Origin of the sequence: Streptomyces sp. T39, assembly GCF_008042045.1 — a bacterium.
In the GTDB taxonomy this organism is placed as follows: Bacteria; Actinomycetota; Actinomycetes; order Streptomycetales; family Streptomycetaceae; genus Streptomyces.
The window spans coordinates 1-21,677 of record NZ_RDBP01000002.1 but is presented as its reverse complement, the minus strand read 5'-3'; the positions used below and the strand labels follow the sequence as shown (position 1 = coordinate 21,677).

Sequence of the window (21,677 nt, the reverse complement as noted above, 5' to 3'; positions counted from 1 at the left end):
GCCCACGCACCTGAGGGCCCCTGCCCCGGGGGGTCGGGGCAGGGGCCCTCAGGTGCGTGGGCGGCGTGCCGCTCAGGCGACGGCGTAGTCGCCCAGGGCCGGTTCGAGGACGTCGAACGCCCGTCGGGCCTCCGTACCGACCGTGTGCGCGATCTCCTCGTTCCCCCGTCCGGCCAGGGTGAGGTCCTGGATACGCCCGAACAGGACGCGGTGGACCGCACCGAGGAGGGCGGCGGCCGTGACGGGGGTGATGTCGCCGTCGGGGGCGCCCGTGGCCTCGGCGAGGGCCGACGCGAGGGCGTCCTCCCGACGGTCGTGCAGCCCCCGCAGACTCACCGACAGGGTGGGGCTGTCCGCGATCATGCGGGAGAACTCGTGGCCGGCGAATCCCGCGACGGGGTCCTGCTCGGCGACGGCCCGCACGAAGGCGCTCCGCAGGGCGCCCAGAGCGGATTCTCCCGGACGCCGCGCCGCGACGACCTCGGCCAGGCCGCCGACGAAGGCCTCCTGGTGGTCCAGCGCCATGTCCTCCTTGCGCGGGAAGTAGTTGGTCACCGTCTTCTTGGCGACGCGGGCGGCGATGGCGATCTCGGCGATCGTCGTCTCCTCGAATCCCTGCGTGATGAAGAGCCGGGTGGCCTGGTCCGAGATCAGGCGGCGCGTCTCGCGCTTCTTGGACTCCCGGAGCCCGGTCCCGGCCTCCGGCTCGGGGACCTGCTCCGGCGCCCGGTGTGCGGCGGCGGGGGTGTGCGTGTCATGGGCCATGAAGAAATCTTACACCCGTGGCAAAAATATGTTGACACCCCGTGCCTGTTCGACGTAACTTTACGTCCAACGTAAGAATCTACTTCGGGGTTCGGTCTCCGCCGTACCCCGCGCCTCGCATCGGCCCGTGGCCGGGGCGCCGGCGCCCGCCCGATGAAAGGCCGTCATGCCCACGCAGCAGATCACCGCCTCCACCGTCTCGCTCACCGTCGACGACGTCCCGGCGTCGCGGGAGTTCTTCACGAAGCACCTCGGCTACCAGGAGCAGGCCGCCGCCGACGGCTTCGCCTCCCTGAGCCGTCCGGACGCGGCCGTCGACATCGTCCTGCTGCGAACGGGCATCACCGTCCTGCCCGAGGAGCAGCGCCACCGCCGCGCCGAAGGGCTGATCCTGGCGTTCACCCTGACCGGCCTGGAGGGCGAGGAGGCCCGCCTGCGTTCCGAGGGAGTGCCGATCACCATGCCGATCCGGGAGGAGCCGTGGGGCGAACGCCTCTTCCAGATCACGGACCCCAACGGCATAGTCGTCCAGTTCGTGGAGTGGGTCGCTGCCGCCGGGGAGCCCGCCTGAGCCTCTCCGCGCAGAGACCGGCACCCTGAGCCCTCAGGATGGCCCCGCTGACCCTTGGCGGCGGCCGGGCACCCCGCGGGACGCGCGGGCAGGGGTGCGTCTCCCGGGCGGCCGGGAGGCGCCGCCTTCAGAGCCCGGTGACCCGGGAACTCGCCGAGAGTTCGTACGCCAGGGTCACGGTGCGGGAGCCGCCGGGTGGGAGCGGCACCTCCCAGCGGACGACGCCCTCGGCGTCGACCGCGTCGGGCACGGGGGAGCAGGCGTCCTCGCGCAGGCGCACCTCCACCGCCGACACCTCCGAGACGGGGATGCGTTCCCGTACGACGACCACGCGGTCGCCCTCCTCCCCGGGGGGCGAGAAGCGGGACAGGTGCAGGGTGACCGTCCGGGAGACCACGGTCCGCTGGGTCAGCCCCGCGGTGTCGCGGAACTCCTCGGTCCTGCGGACCACCCGGTGGTCGTCGCGGCTGCCGAAAGCGAGCTCCACGGGGGCGCCGGGGGCGGTGAACTCCAGCGTGCCGCGGCCCGTGAAGCCGCTGCCGCGGACCAGGTCCACCGGCCCGGCGAGCAGGGTGTGACCGGCCAGGTTGTCGAACCGCACCACCTGGGTGACCAGCGGGGACAGTTCGGGCGCGCAGGCGTACTCGCTGCCCGCCGCCGCCGTGAACGAGGAGACGGGCACCCGGTGGGCACGTCCGTCCCCCGGTACGGAGACCGGCGCGGGGGAGTGCAGCACCCGGGTCTCGCCGCCGTCGTCCACGCCCGGCAGGCCCGGCACGGCCGCGGGGCCGAGGTCCCCGATCTCCTCCTCGCGCAGTTCCACGTCGACCGTGCGGCGCTCGGCGGCGGAGCGCTCCCGCAGCGTCAGCCGGTCCTCGGACAGCCGCGGCGGCTCGGCGGCCTGCGCCGACCGGGCCGTCGACAGCGTCAGGCGCACGTCCCGCCAGTCCTCGCCGGTGCGCTGCCAGACCATCGCGTCGGTCTCCAGCGTGAGGGACCCCCCGTCCAGCACCGCCCGGTAGGCGGGGCGCCACAGGGCACAGGGGGTCAGATGGGTCAGGCGCAGTCCTGCCGGGCCCGCTGCCGCGGACTCCACGGTCAGCTCGATGTGGCCGAGCAGCTCCGCGGGCTCCTCGACACAGAGATCCAGCGCCCGCCGCACATCGGCGAGTTCGGCGCCCAGGGCAGCGAGCCGTGCCTCCGCGGCACGCAGGTGCTCGCCGGACGCGTCGCGCTCCGCGTCCACCCGGTCCAGGTCCTCCGACCAGCGGGCGGCGTCGGAGTCACCCGCGCCCGCGCCCTCGCCGGCGTCGCGCAGCACATCGGCGGCGAGGCGGCCCAGCAGGTCCAGACGGGCGCGGAGCCGGTCGCGGCGCAGCTCCAGTGTGCGCCGCTCCTCGTCGAGGGCGTGCTCGCGCAGGCGAAGGGCGGGGTCCTCACCCGCGGACGGCACCGGCGGGCGCGGCGTCCAGGCACGCACGATCCGCACGTCGAGCACGGTCGCCCGGTGACCGGCGGTCAGCTCGGCGTGCAGGGTGCGGTCGACGGCCAGCGCGCTGACCGGCCCGAGGCGAAGCCGCTGGACACCGGCCTCCAGGTCGAGGGTGGCGGTGCGTTCGACCTGGGCGCGGTCCTCCAGGCAGGTGACGGCGGTGACGGGAAGAGGGATCGGCTGCGGGGCCGTGGACATGGTGCGTCAGCTCCTGCGGTTGCCGCCGGCGAGGGACTTGCCCGCCGGGAAGCGGATCTCGTAGCCGCCGTCGAACACGGCGGTGCCGCCTGCGCGCAGCTCCGCCCGCCAGACGCGGGTGCCCGGGACGGCGGGCTCGGACTCGGTGCCGGGCTCGGGTGCGGCCCAGTCGGCACGCTCCTGGATCCGGACGTCCGGCTCGGAGGTCACCGGCACCCGCTCGCGGATCTCCACGGTGACGGGCCCGGGGAGCCGGTTGGCAAGTTCCACATGGACGCGGTGGTCGAGCACGGTGGTGTTGTTGCGCAGGCCCGCGGCCGACTCGTTCAGGCTCGTCCGCCGGGTGACCCGGATGCCCTCGGCCTGCCCCAGTCCCACCCGGCGGACACCACCGGGCGGCAGGGTCGGCAGGGCGGCGGTCAGCAGGAACTCGTCGTCGACGGTGACCTCCACCGGGCCGGCGAGAAGCGCCTGGTCGGTGGCGTTGGAGAGCACCAGCGTCGCGTACACCGTCTGTTCCACGGACGGCACGCACAGGTACTCCGTACGCAGTCCGACCGGGATCTCGCCGACGGTGACGGTGTGCCAGGTGCCGTCCGACGGGATGTCGGCGCGGGCGGCGGCGTCGAAGCGGTGGTCGAAGGATCCGGCCGAGACACGGGGGCGCACGGCGTGCACGGGCAGCGGCAGCGACGCCACCGCCTCGGCGCGACGCCGGTACTCGGCGGCCACCGCGTCGCCGGACGAGCCGGGGAACAGCCGGCCACGCCGGGCGGCCGGTCCGTCGGCACCGCTCAGCACCAGTGCGGCGTAGTCGAGTTCGGCGTCGCTCGGCCGTGGCGGGCCGGCGGGCGGCTCCGCGGACGGCGGCGGGGGCGGTGCCATGGCGGCCGGAGGGGCCGGCCTGGCGGCACCCGTCCTCGCGCGGTGTGACGGGGACGCCGGAGCGGGCGGCTGCGGGGCACCCGTGAAGGCCTCCGGGGCGGCTCCGTAGGCACCGCCCGGCTGCGGGAGCGCGGCGGGAGCACCGCCGTACCCCATCGGAGCCGGCGGCGGGGGAGGCGGCGGCGGGGGCAGGGCACCGGCCGCGACCGGTACCGGCCCGGGCCCGGTGACGGGGCGGGGGCCCGCCGCGTCGTATCCGGTGAACAGGCCGGCCAGGCCCGGTGGGGGCTCGCGCCACCCGGAGGGCGCGGGGACGGGCTGGCGGCGCCCGATGCGGACGGAGCGCAGCCGCGGCAGGTCGGTCCGGCGCCCCAAGTCGGCGGTGGCCAGAGCGATGCGCACGCCGGTCCAGTCCTCGCCGGTGCGCTGAGCGACCGAGGCCCGGAGCACCAGCCTCCCGCCGCCCTCTCCCTGGCGGTGAGTCAGGCGGTACGCGGGTGCCCAGACGGCCCCCGGCACCCCGTACTCCAGCTCGACCTCCACCTCCGGCCGGGCGTCGGCTGCGCCGTCCAGGGTGAGGACGGCCGACACCGTGGTCGCGACGTGGGGCGGGGCCGCGTCGGTCGACGCCCGTGCGAGCCGGTCGGTGGCGACGGCCAGCTCCTGTTCGGCGTCCCGCAGCGCGTCCTCCAGCTCGACGAGGCGTGCGTGCAGCCGTGCGAGCCGCTCGTCGACGAATGCCGAGAGCTCCAGCCACGCGTCGACGGGGGTGCGCCGGGGCGGGTCCCCCCGCCTGGGCACCGGGGGGACCGGACGCAGCGCGCCGACCTCCTCGATCAGGGCCGTCTGCCGGTCCAGGCGGGCGCGGGCCGCCGCGTACGCGTCCCGCAGCCGCTCGACCTCGCGGAGCAGCCCGCCGGGCGGGCCGGCGCCGGCCGGCTCGGCCTCGACCTCCACCCGGGCCTCGGTGACCCGCACCCCCGCGGCGCCCGTGACGCGGGCGCGCAGCGACGAGGGGTCGAGCGCGCGCGGCAGTCCGGTCACCCGCACCCGGCCGTCCCGCGGAACGCGGCCCGCGGCGAGGCGCCGGCACAGTGCCCCCTGCGCGTACACCACGACCGAATCGAGGGTGGACCCCCACCTGTCCGCTGTCCCAGTCGCTTCCATGTCCTCCGCCCCCGACGCGTCCGTGCGGACCGAAGCCTACGCCCGAGCGCGGCCCTCGCCGCCGCCGTCGTCCCGATGACGCCGGTCCGTGACCGACACCGCGTGGCGCACGAGCGGTTGTGACGGGTCGCCCCCGTGTCCGGGCAGGGGTCCACGGCGCCACGAGGGCCCCACAGCCCCGAGCGGCACCCGGCCGCGGTCACCGCCGGAACCGGCAGGCTGAAGCGGCTCCGCGTACCACTGCTCCAGGCCGGCCTCCCCGTCGGCGGCGCCGTCGCGGGGGTGACGAACGCCGGGCGCGGGACGCGGGGGCGGGAGAAGCGGCCGTCCAGGGCGAGGCGCGCTCGTACACTCGCACCATGCCCCGGACGACCCCATCCGACGCCGGCCTGCCCCCGGAGCGCGCCGATGGCACCTCCTGACCCGGCGCCCGCGCCGCTCGGCGCGGACGGCGACTGGCTGCCCGTCACCGGGGGCGAGTCGGGAGCCGCCGTCTTCCGCAGCGCGGACGCCACCCGCTACGCCAAGTGCGTCCCCGTCGCCGATGCGGCCGCCCTGGGAGCCGAGCGCGACCGGATCGACTGGCTGGCGGTCCAGGACGTGCCGGGCCCTCAGGTGCTCGACTGGTACTCCGGCGACGCGGGTGCCTGCCTGGTCACCAGCGCCGTCCCCGGCGTCGGGGCCGACCGGCTGCCGGCGGACGACCTGCGGGCCGCGTGGGGGGCCATCGGCGAGGCGGTCCGCCGCCTGCACGCGGTGCCCGTGGAGACGTGCCCCTTCGACAGGGACCTCGACTCCATGGTCGCCGCGGCGCGGGACGCGGTCGCCCGGGGCGCCGTGCGGCCCGAGTTCCTGCCCGAGGAGCAACAGCACACGCCCCCGGGGGCGTTGCTGGCGCGCGTCGTGGCGCAGGTGCCCCGGCGACGGGAACAGGAGGCCGCCGACACGGTCGTCTGCCACGGGGACCTCTGCCTGCCCAACATCGTCCTCGACCCTCGGACCCTGGAAGTGTCGGGCTTCATCGACCTCGGCCGCCTCGGGCGGGCCGACCGCCACGCCGACGTGGCGCTGCTGCTCGCCACCGCCCGTGAGACATGGGCCGACGAGGAACGGGCGCGGGCCGCGGACGCGGCGTTCGCCGAGCGGTACGGCCTCGCCCCGGACCCCGGCCGTCTGCGGTTCTACCTCCACCTCGACCCGCTCACCTGGGGATGACGGCGGCGAAGCCCGAACCCCCGTGCCGCTGCTCCGGGTCCCGCCGCGCGGCCCGGCAGTAGGGTGACGCCGTGACGCTCTCGCAGGAGGATCCGCAGACGCCCGTCGCCGACGAGGACCGCGACGTCGCCCTGCGGCGCGTCCAGGACGCTTACGGCCAAGGGCACATCACGCACGAGGAGTTGGAGGAGCGCCTCCAGCGGGTCCTCACCGCGCGGACACGCGGCGACCTCGGGCCGGCGCTGGCCGCGCTCCCCGCGGAGGCCGACTCCGCCGCCACGATCTCCGCCGCCGTCGGACGGATCCGCCGCGGGGGAGTCTGGAGAGTCCCGCGCACCCTCACGGTCGCCTCCGCCTTCGCGAAAGTGCACCTGGACCTGTCACGGGCCGTCCTGGGACACCCGGCGGTCCGCATCGAGCTGCAGCTCGGCACGGGCAGCGCACGGATCATCGTGCCGCGCGACGCCGTCGTCGACGTCGACGGAGTGGTGACCCCGATGAAGGACACCCGCTACAAGGTCCGGGTGCCGACTGGCCCCGGACCGAGGATCACGATCACCGGAACCCTGGGCTTCGGCCGGCTGACCGTCCGCCACGCGCGCCGCTGAGCCGCCGGCCGGCGGCACGGCCGCTGCCGGCGCCCCCCGACGGCGGGACGGCCGGCCCCTTCGCCCCGTGAAGGAGCCGCGCCCCCGGCCGGGCCGGAGGGCGTGCCGGCGGGAGCCAGGCCCGGCCGGACACCGGCCCGGGACACCGGCCCGGGACGCCGGTCGAGGCGGCGACTCAGGAGGCGCGGCCCGGCGGATGCGGGAAGCCGGCTCGGGAGCGGTTCAGGACGTCAGGCGAGGACGACCGGGAGGTCGAACAGGTCGTTCTGCGTCACGACCGGCTTGTTGCGGAGCTCCTCGGGCGCGACGGCGAGCCGCAGGCCCGGAAAGCGCGCGTAGAGGGCGGGCAGGGCGACCGACGCCTCCAGGCGGGACAGGGCCGCGCCCGGGCACACGTGCGGGCCGTGACCGAAGGAGATGTGACGGTTCGGCGTACGGGTCACGTCGAACTCGCCCGCCGTCGGGCCGTGCTGCGCCTCGTCCCGGCCGATCGCGCCGAACGACACGATCAGGGCCTCGCCCTGCGGCAGCACCCGGTCGCCGACCTCGATGTCCTCGCGGGCGAAGCGGATGAGCACGTGCGAGGTGGGCGTGGACCAGCGCAGGGTCTCCTCGATCACGTTCTCCCAGGACACCTCGCCGGCGAGCACCAGGGCACGCTGCTCGGGGTGGGTCTCCAGGGCGACGACCGCGTTGACGATCAGGCTGATGGTCGTCTCGTGACCCGCGGCGACCATCAGCTGGAGGGTGTTGGTGATCTCCTCCGTGCTGAGCCGGTCGCCGTTCTCGGACGCCTCGATCAGCGCGCTGGTGAGGTCGTCGCCGGGCCGCTCCTTCTTGCCCGCCACGATCCCGGCGAAGAGGGCGCCCAGGTCCGCCATCATCTGCGGCACCTCCTCGGGCGGCGTCTGCGTCGAGAAGAACATGTCGAACAGGGCCTTCATCCGCGGATGGTCGGCCGGGTCGACCCCCATCAGCTCGCTGACCACGTTCATCGGCAGCGGGTAGGCGAACTCCGCCTTCAGGTCCACCCGTTCGCCGGCCGGCAGTGCGGCCAGGCGGTCCAGCATGCCGTCGGTCAGGGCCCGGATCCCGTCCCGCAGCCGCTCCACCCGGCGCGCGGTCAGGGCCTGCGCCACCAGGGTGCGCAGCCGCCGGTGCTCGTCGCCGTCGACGGTGAGCATCGACCTGCCGGGGTTCGCCAGGCCGATGAGCGGCCAGTCCAGGGGTATCTCACCGCGCTGCCAGGCGCCCCACACGCCGATGTCCTTGACCAGGCGGGAGTCGGTGAGCAGCTTCCGCGCCTCGGCATGGTGGGTGACGGCCCAGCAGGGCACCCCGCCGGGCAGCACGACACGGGCGAGGGGGCCCGCCTCGCGCAGCCGCGCGCTCTCCTCGTCGAGGTCGGCGACGAACGGGTCCAGCGTGATCACATCGGTGGCGGTCGCGGCGGTTCCGGCATGCGGGCAGGTCATCGCGTGGCTCCAAGGGCGGGGGTCGGGGTGTAGGTCACGGGAAGCGCGGTGAGGCCGCGCAGCCAGGGGGACGGACGGCGCGTGAGCGCGTCCTCGGCCACCGCGAGGTCGACGTCCGGCAGCCGGTCGAGCAGCACCTCGATCCCCGTCCGGGCGATGGTCTCGGCGACCTCCTGGGCGGGGAACGGGCACCGGTGCTCGCCGTGCCCGAAGGAGAGATGGGCGTTGTTGCCGCCGGTGAGCGCCCCGGCGTCGGTGCGCACCTGGGGGTCGGAATTGGCGGCGGCCAGGCCCAGCAGCACCAGGTCGCCGCGCCCGATCAGGCGCCCTGCGAGGTGGGTGTCGCGCGAGGCCCAGCGTCCGGCGACGTTCTGGGTGGGGGTGTCCTCCCACAGGACCTCGTTCATCGCCTCGGCGACACTGTGCCGGCCGCCGGAGAGCGAGGCGGCGAACCGGTCGTCGGTGAGCATCAGCCGCAGCGAGTTGCCGATCCAGTCGGCGCTCGGCTGGTGGCCCGCGGCCATCATCACCATGAGGTCCTGGGCGACCTCCTCGACCGTGAACCCGGCGGTGTTGGCGAGCATCCGGGACGCGACGTCGTCGCCCGGTGCCGCGCTCTTCTCGGCGAGCAGCGCGGCCATGGACGTGCCGAGGTGGCGCTGGCCCTCCAGCGCGCCCTCCTGGCCGTTGATCATGTCGTTCAGGGCCTTCACCAGTGCCGGCCCCTGCTCGTCGGCGAAGCCGTAGACGCTGGCGAGCACCCGCACGGGCAGCAGCATCGCGTACTCCGCGATGATGTCGCAGGACCCCTTCGCGCAGACCGCGTCGATGAGTTCGTCGGCGAAGCGCTCGGCGCGTTCCTTCAGGACGAACGGGTCGATCGCCTCCAGGGCGTCGGAGACGACCCGGGCGCGCTCGCGGTGCCGCTCGCCGACGGTGTAGAGGATCGACGGCTGCTTGCGGCCGATCATCGGCAGCAGCGGCCAGTCGGCGGGGATGCGGTCCCACTGGTTCCACAGTTCGGAGTCGCGGGAGAAGAGCACCGGGTCGCTGGTGACCTGGTGCAGTTCGCGGTAGCCGAGCACCAGCCAGGCGGGGACGTCGCCGTCGAGCACGACGGGTGCGACGGCGCCGTGCTCGCCGCGGATCTGCCGGTACAGCCCGGCGGGGTCGGTCTGGAAGCGGGGGCCGCTCAGCGGGACGGGCCGGATCTCGGGACGGGTCACGGGGCGGGCTCCGGAATCGGCTTCGGTTCCGCGGCGGTGACGGTCCGCAGATGCTCGACGAGCGAGATCAGGACCTGCTTGCTGGACTCGCGCGACCGGGCGTCGCAGAGCACCAGCGGGACCTCGTCGGCGAGGTCGAGGGCGTCGCGGATCTGGGCGGGGGTGTGGGCGGGGCCGCCGAAGTCGTTGCAGGCGACGACGAACGGCGTGCCGTGGTGTTCGAGCCGGTCGATGGCGTACCACGAGTCGGCGAGCCTGCGGGTGTCGACGAGCACGACCGCCCCCAGGGTGCCGGAGAACAGCCGGTCCCAGAGGAACCAGAACCGCTCCTGGCCGGGCGCTCCGAACAGATAGAGGACGTTGCGCTCGTCGAGCGAGATGCGGCCGAAGTCGAACGCGACGGTCGTCGCCGTCTTCGTGGCGACGCCGGCGGTGTCGTCGACGGCCTCGCCCGCCTGCGTCATGGTCTCCTCGGTGTTCAGCGGGCGGATCTCGCTGACCGAGCGCACCAGGGTGGTCTTGCCGACGCCGAAGCCGCCGACGACCACGATCTTCAGGCCGTTGTCGGCGGTGCTGTGCAGGGCCTGGCGCTGTTCAGAGGTTACGGAGTCCAACGAGCACCTGCTCCAGGATGTCGTGATCGGGAAGACGGTACGTGGGGCGGGGATGCCGGGCGCTGATCCGGCCGGTGTCGTGCAGGTCGGTCAGCAGGATGCGGGTGATCGACACCGGAAGGGCGAGGGCGGCCGCCACCTCCACGACCGCGGTGGGGAAGCGGCACAGGCGCAGGATGGCGGCGTGCTCGGACTGCATGCCGGGCACCGGATCGCTCTCGGCGACGACCAGCGTCACCAGGTCGAAGGAGTCGGATCCCGCCCGGCTGCGGCCGCCGGTCAGCGTGTAGAGCCGGTCCGGGGAGTCGTCCCGGCCCGGTCTGGGGCGGCTCATCCCCGGGGCCTGGCGACGAGGTGCTCGCCCAGCTGCTCGACCAGTTCCGACATGTTGTGCCCGACGAGCCCCGCGTCGGCGTCCTCGTCCGCGACCAGCGCGAGGTGCGCGCCCTCGCCCGCCTCCACGATGAACAGGATGCCGCCGTAGAACTCGGCCATCGCGGAACGCACCCCGCCCGTGCCGTCCCCGAACTCGACCGAGGCACCGTGCGACAGGCTCTGGATGCCCGCCGCGATGGCGGCGAGCTGGTCGGCCTGGTCGACGGAGAGCTCGGGGGTACGGCAGAGCTTGAGGCCGTCGCGGGAGAGCACCAGGGCGTGGCGGGTGCCCGGGGTGCGTTCCAGCAGGCCCTCCAGGAGCCAGCTGAGCTTCTCGTCGGTCGTGGAGCCGGTCATTGCGGGTTGCCTTCCGGATGCGGGGTGTTCGGGGACGRGGTGGCGCCGGTGGCACCGTCGGGGGCCGGTGCGGCGGTGGCGCGGACGGCCGCGCGGAAGCTGCCGAAGCGGGAGGCGGCGCCCGCCGCGGCTCCGGTGCGCGGAGCCGCGGGACGGTCCTTCCCGGCGGCCTGCGGGGCGTCGTGCCGGGCGGCGGCGAGGGTGCGGCCGCGCCGTCTGCGCGGCAGGCCGCTCTCGCCGAACTGCGGGTGCTCGCCCGTGCTCCCGGCGGCGGAGCCGTGTTCGGCCTCGGGCTCCGGGACCGGCGGGGCGGCCGGCACCGGCGCGGCGGCGGGTGCGGCGGCCGGGACGGGGGGCGTGGCGGGGGAGTGTGCCGGTGCGCGGGTGATCAGTTCCTGCGGCAGCATCAGCAGCGCCCCGGTGCCGCCGCGCGCCGAGGGGCGGAAGGAGACGGTCAGCCCGTGCTTGCGGCAGAGCCGGCCGACGACGGCCAGTCCGAGACGGGTGCCGGAGAGCCCGGCCAGGTCCTGGGCGGAGGAGCCCACGGCGGCCTGGGCGCGGCGCAGCTGCACGTCGCTCATCACCAGACCGCTGTCCTCGACGGTGATCACGACGCCCGCCGGGACCTCCTCGACGTAGACGTGCACCTCGGCCGTCGGCGGGGAGAAGTTGGCGGCGTTGTCCATCAGTTCGGCCAGTGCGTGCATGACGCCCTCGGCCGCGTGGCCCGCGACCGCCGCGTCGCTGCCGGAGTGCAGCCGCACCCGCTGGTAGCCGCCGATCCGTCCCATCGCGCCGCGCAGGATCGACTCCATCACGATCGGGCGCGCCCAGCGCCGGCCCGAGCGGGCCCCGGTGAGCACGGCGATGGAGTCGGCGAGCCTGCCCGCCTGGGCCGTGCGGTGGTCGAGGTGGAGCAGGTCGGTGAGCACGTTCTCGTCGGCGTGACGGTGCTCCATCTCCCGCAGGTCGGTGAGCATGCTCGTGGTGAGGGCCTGCATGCGCCCGGCGGCGTTGGCCGCGGCGGCCATGGCGGCGGACCTGCCGGACTCCGCGCGCCGCAGCCGCGCCCGCAGTTCCTCGGTCTCGGCGGTCCGCGCGGCGACGAGTTCGTCCGTCCGCGCCTCGTGCGAGCGCATCAGTTCCCCGGTGCGCGCCTCGTGCGAGCGGATCAGTTCCTCGGTGCGGGCCGTGTGACGCGCTTCGGAGGCCGCGGCCTCCGCGGCGGCGCGCTCCTGGAGCGCGGCCGCCCCGCGTTCGGCGGCCGTCCGGTGGGCGGCGAGGGAGGCGTCGCGCGAGGCGAGGTCGGCGGCCAGGGCAGCGGCCCGCCGGCTCAGGGCGCGCGCGGTCCTCGCGTACCAGGTCACGGCGAACGCCGCCGCGCAGAGCAGCAGCACACCGCAGGCGGCGGCCGCCCCGAGTTCGGGGCGGGCCCCGGCCGGAGCCGCGGTGGTCGCCGCCACGGCGAGCGCACCGCCCGCGGCGGCCGTCAGCAACGAGGCGGTCAGGGCAGGGCGGAAGGGGGTGGGTGACGCCGACATCAACCAGACTCTCGGGAGCGGGCACGCAGGGAGGGGGAGTCGCAACGACCGCACTATAGAGCGGTTGTTGATCAGCGGGGAACTCCCTTGACCGGATTGATATTCCTGTTGTGGCATACCTTTTCGCATGAGCGCCCGGGAAAGTCGTACTCCGTGCGATATGTGACCAACACCGGTGTGCACGGCCTCGGCTGACGTTGCGTCGGCGAATCCACCGCCCCTCCCCGCCCGGCCCGGAGGAAGGGCGGGGGCGCCAAGAGGCAGGGGCCGGCGGGTGCCGCGGCCACGCGTGCACCGCCGCGTCGATTCCGGCGGCGGCCACCCGCACCCGGATCCGGCCGGCCGGGCACGCGGGGAGTCCGGCCGCGGCCACCCCCGCACCGGCCGTGTCCGCGGTCCCGCGGCCGCCGCCGGTGATCGGATAGCGTCGGGAGGGACGCCGGTGCGCCGGGCACCGGTGCCCGCGACGAGAGGAAAGCGAACGTATGCCGCTCGAAGGCGAGTACGAGCCCAGCCCGTCGACCTGGGTGCGGGAGCAGGTCGAGCTGTACGAGTCGTCCGGAGGGACCGAGGGGACGACGATGCGGGGCATGCCCGTCGTCCTGGTGTCCACCATCGGCGCGCGCAGCGGCCGGATCCGCAAGACGCCGCTCATGCGGGTGGAGCACGACGGCGCGTACGCGCTGGTCGCGTCGAACGGCGGCGCGGTGAAGCATCCCGTCTGGTACCACAACCTGGTCGCCAACCCGGACATCGAGCTGCGCGACGGCACCGAGGTCTGGGACATGCGGGTCCGGCTGATCACCGGTCAGGAGCGCGCCGAGTGGTGGGAGCGGGCGGTCGAGGCGTTCCCCGACTACGCGGACTACCAGGTGAAGACCGACCGCGAGATCCCCGTCTTCCTGGCCGAGCGCGTCTCCTGAGCACCGGTCACGCGGGTGTCGGTCACGGGCGGGGTGCGGCCTGCCCGTGACCGGCCGGGTGCGTCAAGGGCTCGGCCTCGTACGCGCGGTGGAGCAGCTCCACGAAGGACGGCGCCGCGGGGATCGCCGCCGGGCCGATGCGGTGCACCGGCACCCCCGGCGTCCAGGAGTTCATCACGACGGCCCCCGCGAGCGAGGGCAGGTCGTCGACGGTGATCCGTCGCCTGCGCTGGGGGACGCCGAGACGGTCGAGCTGCCGGCGGACGATGCCCATCGTGGTCCCGCCGAGCATCTCGGCCTCGGGCCACACCACACCGTCGCCGTCCCAGAAGGCCAGGTTCCAGATGGTGGCCTCGCTGAGCCGGCCGCCGCGGTCGACGAAGGCGGCGTCGTCGTACCCCTGGGCGACGGCCTGCCGGAGGAAGTAGGTCTTGGCCACCTCGCCGACGTGCTTCAGGGCGGGGAGGACGCGTTCGTGCGTGACGGTCGACAGCGCCAGCGGCCCGGCGGGGCCGTCCGCGGGCGGCCCGGTGCGGATCAGCACCTCCGGGTCCCCGGCACCAGGCGCGGTGAACTCGCCGGCCGGGGAGTAGACCGTGGCGGTCAGCGAGGCGTCGCCCGGGGACGCGTCGATCGCCTTCGCCAGCCAGGACCGGACGGACGCGTCGTCCGGCGCCCGTCCGAACAGTTCCCCGGAGGCGCCCCGCAGCCGCTCCAGATGGAGATCGAGACCCCGGACCAGCCCACCGCGGACCTGCATCGCCGTGAAGTGGGCGTAGCCCGCGAAGGCGAGGGGCGCCAGGTCCCCGGTGGTGGCGTCCCGGCCGTTGCGGTGGACGACGAATGCGCTCATGAAACGCTCCCTGGTCGTGGAGGGCAAGCACGCACGGCGTGCGCACGGTCGGGACGCTAAGGCTTCACACCGATATCAAGGTCAAGCCCGCCGGGAGCGGTTCAGTCGGCGGGGGCGACGAACTCGGGCCGGTCGCGCTCCGTGACCTGTGCGCTCACCCGATCGTGTGCATGCCCCCGGGGACGGGGCTGCGCACCGTCTTGGACCGCGCCTGCGCGGCCCAGGGCCTGCGGCCGGAGATCGCGTTGCAGGCCAGTGCCGCCGATGCCGTCGCCGCTCTCGCGGAACGCGGGCTCGGCGCCGCCGTCCTCGGCGACTCGATGGCCGCCCACTACGACGGGCTCACCGCCCGACCCGTCGAGGACGCCGACGCACCCGCCCGGCTCTGCCTGCTGTGGAGGACGTCCCACGGCCCCGCGGTGCGCGAGGCCCTCGCGCACTGCCGCCGCGCCTTCCGTCGTGGCGGGACGGATACGGCGTGACGCGCGCCGGGCGGGCCCGGCCGTATGCGGCCGGCAGGGAGCAGACTCCGCTCCGTCGTCCGTGACGACGCGTGCGACGAGGGCGATGCCCGGGCGGCGAACCAGGTCGGCCCCACGGGTCGGGCGGGATATCTCCTCCGCCGGATCGGGGCGCCGGCTGTCCAGGACCCCGCCGGCGCCCGGGGGCTTCGGCGGTGTCGTGCTTCGCCGGTGACGCGGTGACGCGGTGACGCGGTGACGCGGTGACGCTCACACGCGCACCGCAGGGGCGGGCGGGCGGGCGAGGCGGACGGCGTTCGCACCGGGCGCCGGCAACCGCGGCTCCCGCGACGGCCCGGCCCGCTCCGGGGGGCTCAGTCGCCGCCCCGTTCGGCGGCCAGCATCCGCTCGATGCGGTCGAAGCGCTCGTGCAGGGCGCGGGTCTCCTCGCGCAGCCGGTGCGTGTGCCCGCGCCGCCGGTCCTCCCGGCCGACGAACCAGGTCGCCAGCGCGGCCGTCACCACGCCGTACGTGGTGATGCCCACGACCATGACGACCGCGCCGACGACCCTGCCCCACGCCGTGACCGGGTAGAAGTCCCCGTAGCCGACGGTGGTCGCCGTCTCGATCGACCACCACAACGCCTTCGGGTACGAGGTCAGATTCGCCCCGTGCGCCCCTTCCTCGGCGGCCACGACGGCCCACGACCCACCCAGCATCACCAGCACCAGGACCGCCGTCGCCGCGCCCGCCGCCCTGAGGTGCAACGACCGCCCCTCCCTGCCGAGCAGCACGTCTACCGCCCGGGTGAGGAATCCGGGAACCATGGAGACTCCTTTCGCCCGCCCCAGTCTCCCCGCGATCTCCCGCCGACCGCCGGGGACGCGCCGCCGGCCGGGCGGCGGCCGTGACCGGGCCGGACGGCGCCGTCAGGGGCGGTGGCGGGTGCGGCGGGGATCTCGAGATCCGCGGGGAAGCAGCCGATGATCGCGGGAGGGGCGTCGTGGTCGCCCATCCCCCACGGACGGTGGTCCGCGGCGATGGCGGCCCGCAGGATCGCGTCGGCGAGGCGGTAGCCCTGTGCCTCGGCCAGGGTCGCCAGCCACGGCGGTCGGAGCACCTCACTGTCCGCAACGAGAAGTGCGTCGATCTCGGTGTGCAGCATCCGCTGGACGTGATCGCGGTCCCATCCGATGCACCGTTTGCGATCGACCGTGAGCTGCGGGGCGTGCCGGCCCGTGAGGTTGACCACCGCTCCGAAGGAGGGGAGGCCGCACCAGAGGCCGTCGGCCAGCACCGCGCCCATGCCGTTGCACCACCATGTCGTCGGCTGCCGTGTGGCCGCCACCAGAGGGGCGCCGTGCCGGGCGGCCGTCGGAGCACTCGCGTCCTCGACGCCCAAGGGGGCGAATTCGGAGAGCACCTCGGGAAGCCAGGTCAACGGCGTGGCGTCAGGACCCGTCATCGTGTCCTCGGCCGTCACGTGGTAGTCGGCTATCCACAGCAGTCGCCGCAACAGATCCTTCGCGGACGGAGCTGTCGCCGGGTCGCGGAGATACAGCCGCACGGCGGTCCCCGCCTCACGGCCCCGGCCGATCTCCTGGATGTGGAAGAGGGCGCCGGGACCGGCGATGTCCACTCGCAGGAGCGGCCCGGGATGTCCTTCCGGATCGAGGCGGCAGGTTGTGACCTGAAGATCGTCGGCGATCATGAAGTAGCTCAGGACCCCGATACCGAAGCGGCTGTTGGGATGGAACTCGACGTTCTCCGTTTCCCAGCGCGCGAGTTCCTCCGTGTACTCGGGGAGGTCGGCGAACCGCATCCCCGCGTGGGAGAACACCTCACGCAGTTCCCGCTTGCCCATCCCGATGCCGTTGTCGACGCACTCGATGTACGCCCGGCCGTCGTCGTACCCCTGGGTGAAGGAGATCGATCCCTCCCAGCGGCCGGTGAAGCCCGGATCCGTCGCCCGCAGGTAGGCCGTGCGGGCGCCACGATAACGGCAGGCGTCCAGGGCGTTCTGGTACAGCTCGCGGATCGCCAGCGCCGGGTCGCCGTAGAGCTCCTCGCCCATCAGCAGTTCCTGGATGCGATCGTCCGCGAGCCGGAATCGAAGGTCCGTCGACTCGTACATGCGCTGACCCTGCGCGTTCAGCGCGGGGACCACCTCGTCCGCGGTGGCGTGGGCCGGCAGATCCTCCAGCGGGGCGAGTTGCTGTTCCGTCGCCGCGCGAATGTCGATGGACGAGAAGATGCCGTCGAGTACGGCGGCCTGCTGGTGCAATGCCAGGCCCACGGCCGGATGCTCGCACTCGGCGCGCAGCACCCGCGTCCTGCCGAGGCGGTCCCAGGTCGCCTTCTCCAGCGTCTCCTGAAGTCGTGGGAGCGAGACGGCGTAGCTGATGCCCAGGTGGTCGACGACGATGTCCCCCAGAGCGAGCGGGTCGATCGCCGACCTTGTGGCGATGGTGAGCAGCGCGAAGACGAGCTGGGCACGGATGTCCTGCTCCAGCTCCGAAGCCCCGGCGACCCGCCTCACCGGGCGGTCCACCATGAAGTCCGGAGACGCCAGAAGGCCGCGCAGCAGCAAGAACAGCTGATCGCCGTCGAACAGGTCGGCGACGAGCTTCCTCTCCGCCTGCGTGCCGGCGAGGCCGGCTTCTCGGACCGGCGCGAGCAGTTCCGCCAACGCGTCGTCCCGGTCCTCTGCGGACTGGTGCCGTACGAGCCAGTGGTGGAAGAGCCACCAGGCGATCCCTGCGGCGCCCTCGGTCCTGCCACTCCTGGTGGCCTGCGCCGCTCGCCGCGCCAAGCGGGAGTTGGCCGCGACGAACTGTTCGAAGCCGACCCGCTCGGGCGATGCGCCGGGCGCGGGGGTGAGCCGCGTCGGCTCCACGTGCAGCGCCCGTGCCGCCGTACGGTCGCGAAAGGCGGAGGACAGGAAGGGAACCGCCACCAACAGCGAGGCCTCGGCCGGTGACAGGCCGAGCTTCTCGGCATTGAGCACCTTCGACAGCAGCCAGGTGAGCCGTTCCGTGGTCCGTTCGGCGAGTCCGGGCGGCGACCACGGGTCGTCCTCCAGAAGCCGCCTGTCCGCGAGCGACTGTGCATGCAGCCGATCGACCAGGTTCACGACCGTCTCCTTGAGCAGACGTGCCCCGGGACTCTCCTCCACCTGGTTCCAGGCAGGGTGCTGCAGTGCCAGCCGAGCCCACAGCGACTCACCCGGCGCGAGCGGCGGTGCGGACTGCGGACGCGGGAAGACGGTGAACGTATCGGTGTCCGACTCCGTCCGTACGCGGACCTGTTGACGCTGGCACTCGTGCTCGGCGGTGAGCTGGTCCAGCGCCGACTGGAGACCCTTCTCCAGTTCCCCGAGGCTGCTGGGCCCGGACACGTCCGCGACGAGCGTGCTCAGCGCGCGTGAGAAGAGACTGAAGGTGTTCTGGCCGGCCGTCGCGTAGCGTGCGAACTCGCCCTTGGAGCAGGCGTAGACATGGCAGTAGTGCCGGTCGCCCACCCGGCGCACCCGCACGTCCGACCAGCGCAGGACGTTGCCGACGCCCTTCTCGCGCAGGTCGATCCCCTCTCGGCAGGCGTCCACGAAGACCACGACGTCGCCGGCGGCGCTGCGCTCCGCGTACGGGCCGAAATCGATCGGGACGCACTTGCCGGGGAAGTCGTGCACACGGGTGAGGGCCCCGCGGGGGACCAAGTAGTCGGTGTCGTTGTGGTGGATGCCGTGCCCGCTGAGGAACAGCAGCAGAGTCTCGCCCGGCGCCGCCTCCTGGAAGAAGATTTCGACGGCGGACTCGATCTCGTCACGGCTGGTCTGCTCGATGTCGTGCACGTCGACCTCGTAGCCGGATCCGTCCAGCGCCTGAGCGAGCTCCGCCAGGTCCTGCTCGATGAACGGGAGATCCTTGATGGCACCGTCCTTGTAGGACGGCACACCGATCAGGAGTGCCCTGTACGACGCCTCACCCATGGCCGCCGACTCCGGCTCAGTTGCCGAACGTGAGCGTGATCGCGCCCTTCGCGCCCACTTGTGCCGAGGTGCCGACGAAGGCGATCCCGCCGCTCGCGGTGACCTCGAAGGAGATCTGTGCCTCCCGCAGTGTCATGCCTCCCTCCGGAACAGTGATCGAGCCGATCACCTGCTGGAGTCCGTCGACCGCCCGCTGCAGGTTCTCCCGCAGGACCGCGACCGGGAGGTCGCGGACGGAGGTTGTGCCCGACCCTTCGGCGTCGTCGCCACCACGGCGTCCGAAGATCCCCTTGTCCCCGGTGCGTCCGGCCTCCTCGGGCACATCCGGCCCGTCGACCGACACGATGAACGGGAGCGTCCCGAAGGGTGCGACGCCCCCGGTGGCCTCGTCGTCCGGCCGGCTCATCTCGAACATGCTTCCCCCCGATGGCAGGTGCTGACGGAGCGTCATCGTAAGGGAACCACCGCCCTCGTGGGGCTGTCTCGGCTGACCTCGGCCCCCGCCCGCGTCAGGGTCCTGCCACCTCCCGCACCAGTGCGACGAAGTCGGCGATCGCCGGATGCGGGGCCGCCGCCCGCCAGGCGAGGTGCACCTGGACGGCCGGGGCGTCGGAGAGCGGGCGGTAGACGACGCCCGGATTGGTGTGCATCTCGGCCGTGGAGGCGGCGGAGACGCCGACCCCACGGCCCGCGGCGATCGCGGTGAGCCAGTCGTCGGTGTTGCCGACCGTGAACGTCGCCGTCGGGCGGACGGCGGACGGCCACAGGTCGAGCGTCGTCATGCCGGACACGGTGTTCAGCACGATGGGCCCGGCGGCGAGGTCCGCCAGGGCGAGGGTCTCCCGGCGGGCGAGCGGGCCGTCCGCGGTGACCGCGGCCACCCTCGACTCGGTGAACAGCGGCGCGGTGACGAGATCCGGCACGGTGACCCGGCCGCGGAGGACGGCCGCGTCGACCCGCCCCCTGGTGAGCCCGGCCGTCCGGTCGTCGATGCGGAGCAGTTCGACGGGTGTCCCCGGATGCTCGCGGGCCCACCGCCGCAGCAGCGGCGTCGTGTACGGGCCGAGGGCGGACCAGGCGTGCCCGATGCGCAGGGGCGCGCGCAGCAGCCGGCTCGCGTCGAGCGCCTCGTCGAACGCGGCGACGGCGGCGGCCGCCTTGTCCCGGAAGGCGTGGCCCTCGGGAGTGAGTGCCAGATGATGCGTGGAACGGTCCACCAGCCGGGTGCCCAGACGGCGCTCCAGCGCCGCGAGCGTCCGCGAGACGCTGGGTTGCGTGAGGTTCAGCCGGGCTGCCGCCCTGGTCACGCTGGATTCCTCGGCGATGGCGAGGAAGCAGCGGAGATGGCGCAGCTCGATGCTCATACGTCCGGAGCATAACCGCAGTGAGAAAGGCATTTCACGCGCGACGGCCGGGTCCGTAGCGTGGAGGGGTGCGTACGGGGGCCCGAACGGGCCCGCCCCGGGACGGGCGTCTCCTGACGCGCCGCCGCGCGCCGAGCGGCCGCCGTCCGGGACGGGGGCGCGTTGGCGCCCGGAGACGTGGAGGCCCGGCCCCCGCCGGGTTCGGCGGGTGGCGCCGGGTTCGGCGGGGGCCGCCGGGTTCGGCGAGGGCCGCCGGGTTCGGCGGACGGAGCGAGGAGGCAGCAGGTGGTCGCGGTGAACGGTGCGGCGAGCGGAGGTCCGGAGCCCGGGCCCGGGGCGGGCGCGGCCGTGGTGCTGCCCGAGGCCGCAGGACCCGCCACCGGCGGGGCCTCCGCCGACGGGCGGGGCGGGCGGTCACTGGGGCCGGTGTCGCTGGTCGTCGCCGGCGCGCTGTCCGTCCAGTTCGGCGCCGCCGTCGCCGTCATGCTGATGCCCCGCACCGGCGCCCTCGGCGTGGTGACCCTGCGCCTGGTGCTCGCCGCACTGGTGCTGCTCGTGGTGTGCCGCCCCAGGCTGCGCGGGCACTCGCGCGCCGACTGGGGCACGGTCGTGGCGTTCGGCGTCGCGATGGGCTCGATGAACATCCTCTTCTACCAGGCCGTCGACCGGATCCCGCTGGGCGCGGCCGTCACCCTGGAGGTCCTCGGCCCGCTCGCCATGTCCGTGATCGTCTCCCGACGACTGGTGAACCTGCTCTGGGCCGGGCTGGCCCTCGGCGGCGTCGTCCTGCTCAGCGGCGGCGGCTTCGACCGGCTCGATCCGGTGGGCGCGCTGTTCGCGCTGGCGGCGGGCGGGATGTGGGCCGCGTACATCGTCTTCAGCGCCCGGACCGGACGGCGGTTCCCGCAGGCCGACGGGCTGGCCCTGGCCATGGGAGTGGCCGCGCTGATCAGCCTGCCGCTGGGGATCTGGGAGGCCGGCACGAAGCTCGTGCAGCCCTCCACACTGGGGCTCGGGCTCGCCGTGGCCCTGATGTCGTCGGTCCTGCCCTACACCCTGGAACTCCTGGCGCTGCGACGCCTGCCCGCGGCCACCTTCGCCGTGCTGATGAGCCTGGAGCCGGCGGTCGCCGCGACGGCCGGGTTCCTGGTGCTGCACCAGGCGCTGTCCTTCGCCGACGCCGCCGCGATCGCCCTGGTGATCGCCGCGAGCATGGGGGCGGTGCGGACGCAGACGGCAGGGGTGCGGGGCGGAGCCCCGCGGGGGCGGGTTCGCGTTCGGACCCGGTTGCGGGGCGGGGCCTCGCGGGGGCTTGGCGAGCTGAGGTGGTCCGCCCTGTGCGGGCGTGGTGGTGGGCGCACCCCCGCTGCGCGCGGGTGTCCTCAGGCGCCGGACGGGCTGTTGTGGTGCGGGGTTCGTTCGCCCCGTGCGGGCCGGTGGTTGCAGCACGGCCTGCGGCCGTGTCCTCAAGCGCCGGACGGGCTGCTTTGGTGGGGGTGGTCCGCCCCGTGCGGCCGGTGGTCGCTCGCACCCCCGCTGCGCGCGGGTGTCCTCAAGCGCCGGACGGGCTGGGGTTGCCTGGGCGTGGCCGGGTACGTG

At 74.3% G+C, this 21,677-nt stretch carries 19 protein-coding genes and 1 pseudogene; 6 read left to right on the top strand and 14 right to left on the bottom strand.

Going from position 1 to position 21,677, the window contains the following annotated elements:
- Window positions 1-72: 72 nt before the first annotated feature.
- A complete protein-coding gene (locus EAO77_RS00160; RefSeq protein ID WP_147986105.1) occupies window positions 73-765 on the bottom strand; it encodes a TetR/AcrR family transcriptional regulator in 693 nt (230 codons plus the stop codon).
- A 166-nt stretch (window positions 766-931) separates the two neighbouring features.
- On the opposite strand from EAO77_RS00160, the gene EAO77_RS00155 reads away from it, so the two are divergent.
- The gene (locus EAO77_RS00155) at window positions 932-1,336 is read left to right on the top strand and encodes a VOC family protein (protein ID WP_147986104.1); all 405 of its coding nucleotides are present in this window, start codon (window positions 932-934) and stop codon (window positions 1,334-1,336) included.
- A gap of 127 nt (window positions 1,337-1,463) precedes the next feature.
- Here the strand turns inward: EAO77_RS00155 and EAO77_RS00150 are convergent, their stop codons facing one another.
- Both EAO77_RS00150 and EAO77_RS00145 read right to left on the bottom strand, forming a co-directional pair.
- The gene (locus EAO77_RS00150; protein ID WP_147986103.1) at window positions 1,464-3,026 is read right to left on the bottom strand and encodes a DUF4139 domain-containing protein; all 1,563 of its coding nucleotides are present in this window, start codon (window positions 3,024-3,026) and stop codon (window positions 1,464-1,466) included.
- Between the two features lie 6 nt (window positions 3,027-3,032).
- Window positions 3,033-5,078 (bottom strand): DUF4139 domain-containing protein, encoded by a 2,046-nt coding sequence (locus tag EAO77_RS00145; RefSeq protein ID WP_147986102.1) that lies wholly within the window; start codon window positions 5,076-5,078, stop codon window positions 3,033-3,035.
- A 408-nt stretch (window positions 5,079-5,486) separates the two neighbouring features.
- Between EAO77_RS00145 and EAO77_RS00140 the strand changes: the two genes are divergently transcribed.
- Entirely contained in the window at window positions 5,487-6,293 is an 807-nt protein-coding gene (locus EAO77_RS00140; protein WP_147986101.1) for an APH(3'') family aminoglycoside O-phosphotransferase, read from the top strand.
- A 71-nt stretch (window positions 6,294-6,364) separates the two neighbouring features.
- Window positions 6,365-6,901, top strand: a complete 537-nt coding sequence (locus EAO77_RS00135) for a DUF1707 domain-containing protein (RefSeq protein ID WP_147986100.1) — start codon at window positions 6,365-6,367, stop codon at window positions 6,899-6,901.
- Window positions 6,902-7,131: 230 nt separating this feature from the next.
- Here EAO77_RS00135 and EAO77_RS00130 read toward each other — a convergent pair whose 3' ends face one another.
- Genes EAO77_RS00130 through EAO77_RS00105 form a run of 6 tightly spaced genes read right to left on the bottom strand, consistent with a single transcriptional unit; the run spans window position 7,132 to window position 12,489 of the window.
- Window positions 7,132-8,376 carry a cytochrome P450 family protein gene (locus EAO77_RS00130; protein ID WP_147986099.1) on the bottom strand — a complete coding sequence of 415 codons (1,245 nt, stop codon included), beginning with the start codon at window positions 8,374-8,376 and terminating at the stop codon, window positions 7,132-7,134.
- Window positions 8,373-9,602 carry a cytochrome P450 gene (locus EAO77_RS00125; protein ID WP_147986098.1) on the bottom strand — a complete coding sequence of 410 codons (1,230 nt, stop codon included), beginning with the start codon at window positions 9,600-9,602 and terminating at the stop codon, window positions 8,373-8,375. Before EAO77_RS00125 ends, EAO77_RS00130 begins: the two co-directional genes overlap by 4 nt.
- Complete coding sequence (locus tag EAO77_RS00120) at window positions 9,599-10,216, bottom strand: GTP-binding protein (protein ID WP_147986097.1); 618 nt, start codon at window positions 10,214-10,216, stop codon at window positions 9,599-9,601. Before EAO77_RS00120 ends, EAO77_RS00125 begins: the two co-directional genes overlap by 4 nt.
- Window positions 10,197-10,550 carry a DUF742 domain-containing protein gene (locus tag EAO77_RS00115; protein ID WP_147986096.1) on the bottom strand — a complete coding sequence of 118 codons (354 nt, stop codon included), beginning with the start codon at window positions 10,548-10,550 and terminating at the stop codon, window positions 10,197-10,199. Before EAO77_RS00115 ends, EAO77_RS00120 begins: the two co-directional genes overlap by 20 nt.
- Window positions 10,547-10,948, bottom strand: coding sequence for a roadblock/LC7 domain-containing protein (locus EAO77_RS00110; protein ID WP_147986095.1), 402 nt, complete (start codon window positions 10,946-10,948; stop codon window positions 10,547-10,549). Before EAO77_RS00110 ends, EAO77_RS00115 begins: the two co-directional genes overlap by 4 nt.
- Window positions 10,945-12,489 (bottom strand): ATP-binding protein, encoded by a 1,545-nt coding sequence (locus EAO77_RS00105; protein WP_147986094.1) that lies wholly within the window; start codon window positions 12,487-12,489, stop codon window positions 10,945-10,947. Before EAO77_RS00105 ends, EAO77_RS00110 begins: the two co-directional genes overlap by 4 nt.
- A gap of 485 nt (window positions 12,490-12,974) precedes the next feature.
- On the opposite strand from EAO77_RS00105, the gene EAO77_RS00100 reads away from it, so the two are divergent.
- Window positions 12,975-13,412 carry a nitroreductase family deazaflavin-dependent oxidoreductase gene (locus tag EAO77_RS00100; protein ID WP_147986093.1) on the top strand — a complete coding sequence of 146 codons (438 nt, stop codon included), beginning with the start codon at window positions 12,975-12,977 and terminating at the stop codon, window positions 13,410-13,412.
- A gap of 22 nt (window positions 13,413-13,434) precedes the next feature.
- On the opposite strand, the gene EAO77_RS00095 is transcribed toward EAO77_RS00100, so the two are convergent.
- Complete coding sequence (locus EAO77_RS00095) at window positions 13,435-14,265, bottom strand: aminotransferase class IV family protein (RefSeq protein WP_147986092.1); 831 nt, start codon at window positions 14,263-14,265, stop codon at window positions 13,435-13,437.
- Window positions 14,266-14,303: 38 nt separating this feature from the next.
- Here EAO77_RS00095 and EAO77_RS00090 point away from each other — a divergent pair, with 38 nt between their 5' ends.
- Window positions 14,304-14,747, top strand: coding sequence for a LysR substrate-binding domain-containing protein (locus tag EAO77_RS00090; RefSeq protein WP_315986064.1), 444 nt, complete (start codon window positions 14,304-14,306; stop codon window positions 14,745-14,747).
- Between the two features lie 353 nt (window positions 14,748-15,100).
- On the opposite strand, the gene EAO77_RS00085 is transcribed toward EAO77_RS00090, so the two are convergent.
- The 4 genes from EAO77_RS00085 to EAO77_RS00070 all read right to left on the bottom strand — a co-directional run bounded on the left by EAO77_RS00085 (window position 15,101) and on the right by EAO77_RS00070 (window position 20,078).
- On the bottom strand, window positions 15,101-15,553 hold the full coding sequence (locus tag EAO77_RS00085) for a potassium channel family protein (RefSeq protein ID WP_147986090.1): 453 nt from the start codon (window positions 15,551-15,553) through the stop codon (window positions 15,101-15,103).
- Window positions 15,523-18,714 carry a caspase family protein gene (locus EAO77_RS00080; RefSeq protein ID WP_147986089.1) on the bottom strand — a complete coding sequence of 1,064 codons (3,192 nt, stop codon included), beginning with the start codon at window positions 18,712-18,714 and terminating at the stop codon, window positions 15,523-15,525. The genes EAO77_RS00085 and EAO77_RS00080 overlap by 31 nt, the downstream gene beginning before the upstream one ends.
- A 16-nt stretch (window positions 18,715-18,730) precedes the next feature.
- Window positions 18,731-19,120, bottom strand: coding sequence for a hypothetical protein (locus tag EAO77_RS00075; protein ID WP_187283067.1), 390 nt, complete (start codon window positions 19,118-19,120; stop codon window positions 18,731-18,733).
- A gap of 103 nt (window positions 19,121-19,223) precedes the next feature.
- Window positions 19,224-20,078 carry a LysR family transcriptional regulator gene (locus tag EAO77_RS00070; RefSeq protein ID WP_147986087.1) on the bottom strand — a complete coding sequence of 285 codons (855 nt, stop codon included), beginning with the start codon at window positions 20,076-20,078 and terminating at the stop codon, window positions 19,224-19,226.
- A gap of 354 nt (window positions 20,079-20,432) precedes the next feature.
- Here EAO77_RS00070 and EAO77_RS00065 point away from each other — a divergent pair.
- Window positions 20,433-21,332: pseudogene (locus tag EAO77_RS00065) on the top strand (EamA family transporter); the annotation flags it as partial.
- Window positions 21,333-21,677: the final 345 nt, after the last annotated feature.

Excerpts from the sequence above, each read along its gene's own strand:
- EAO77_RS00160 (WP_147986105.1), bottom strand. The coding sequence starts at position 765 with ATGGCCCATGACACGCACACCCCCGCCGCCGCACACCGGGCGCCGGAG.
- EAO77_RS00155 (WP_147986104.1), top strand. The coding sequence starts at position 932 with ATGCCCACGCAGCAGATCACCGCCTCCACCGTCTCGCTCACCGTCGAC.
- EAO77_RS00150 (WP_147986103.1), bottom strand. The coding sequence starts at position 3,026 with ATGTCCACGGCCCCGCAGCCGATCCCTCTTCCCGTCACCGCCGTCACC.
- EAO77_RS00145 (WP_147986102.1), bottom strand. The coding sequence starts at position 5,078 with ATGGAAGCGACTGGGACAGCGGACAGGTGGGGGTCCACCCTCGATTCG.
- EAO77_RS00140 (WP_147986101.1), top strand. The coding sequence starts at position 5,487 with ATGGCACCTCCTGACCCGGCGCCCGCGCCGCTCGGCGCGGACGGCGAC.
- EAO77_RS00130 (WP_147986099.1), bottom strand. The coding sequence starts at position 8,376 with ATGACCTGCCCGCATGCCGGAACCGCCGCGACCGCCACCGATGTGATC.
- EAO77_RS00115 (WP_147986096.1), bottom strand. The coding sequence starts at position 10,550 with ATGAGCCGCCCCAGACCGGGCCGGGACGACTCCCCGGACCGGCTCTAC.
- EAO77_RS00110 (WP_147986095.1), bottom strand. The coding sequence starts at position 10,948 with ATGACCGGCTCCACGACCGACGAGAAGCTCAGCTGGCTCCTGGAGGGC.
- EAO77_RS00100 (WP_147986093.1), top strand. The coding sequence starts at position 12,975 with ATGCCGCTCGAAGGCGAGTACGAGCCCAGCCCGTCGACCTGGGTGCGG.
- EAO77_RS00095 (WP_147986092.1), bottom strand. The coding sequence starts at position 14,265 with ATGAGCGCATTCGTCGTCCACCGCAACGGCCGGGACGCCACCACCGGG.
- EAO77_RS00085 (WP_147986090.1), bottom strand. The coding sequence starts at position 15,553 with ATGGTTCCCGGATTCCTCACCCGGGCGGTAGACGTGCTGCTCGGCAGG.
- EAO77_RS00080 (WP_147986089.1), bottom strand. The coding sequence starts at position 18,714 with ATGGGTGAGGCGTCGTACAGGGCACTCCTGATCGGTGTGCCGTCCTAC.
- EAO77_RS00075 (WP_187283067.1), bottom strand. The coding sequence starts at position 19,120 with ATGAGCCGGCCGGACGACGAGGCCACCGGGGGCGTCGCACCCTTCGGG.
- EAO77_RS00070 (WP_147986087.1), bottom strand. The coding sequence starts at position 20,078 with ATGAGCATCGAGCTGCGCCATCTCCGCTGCTTCCTCGCCATCGCCGAG.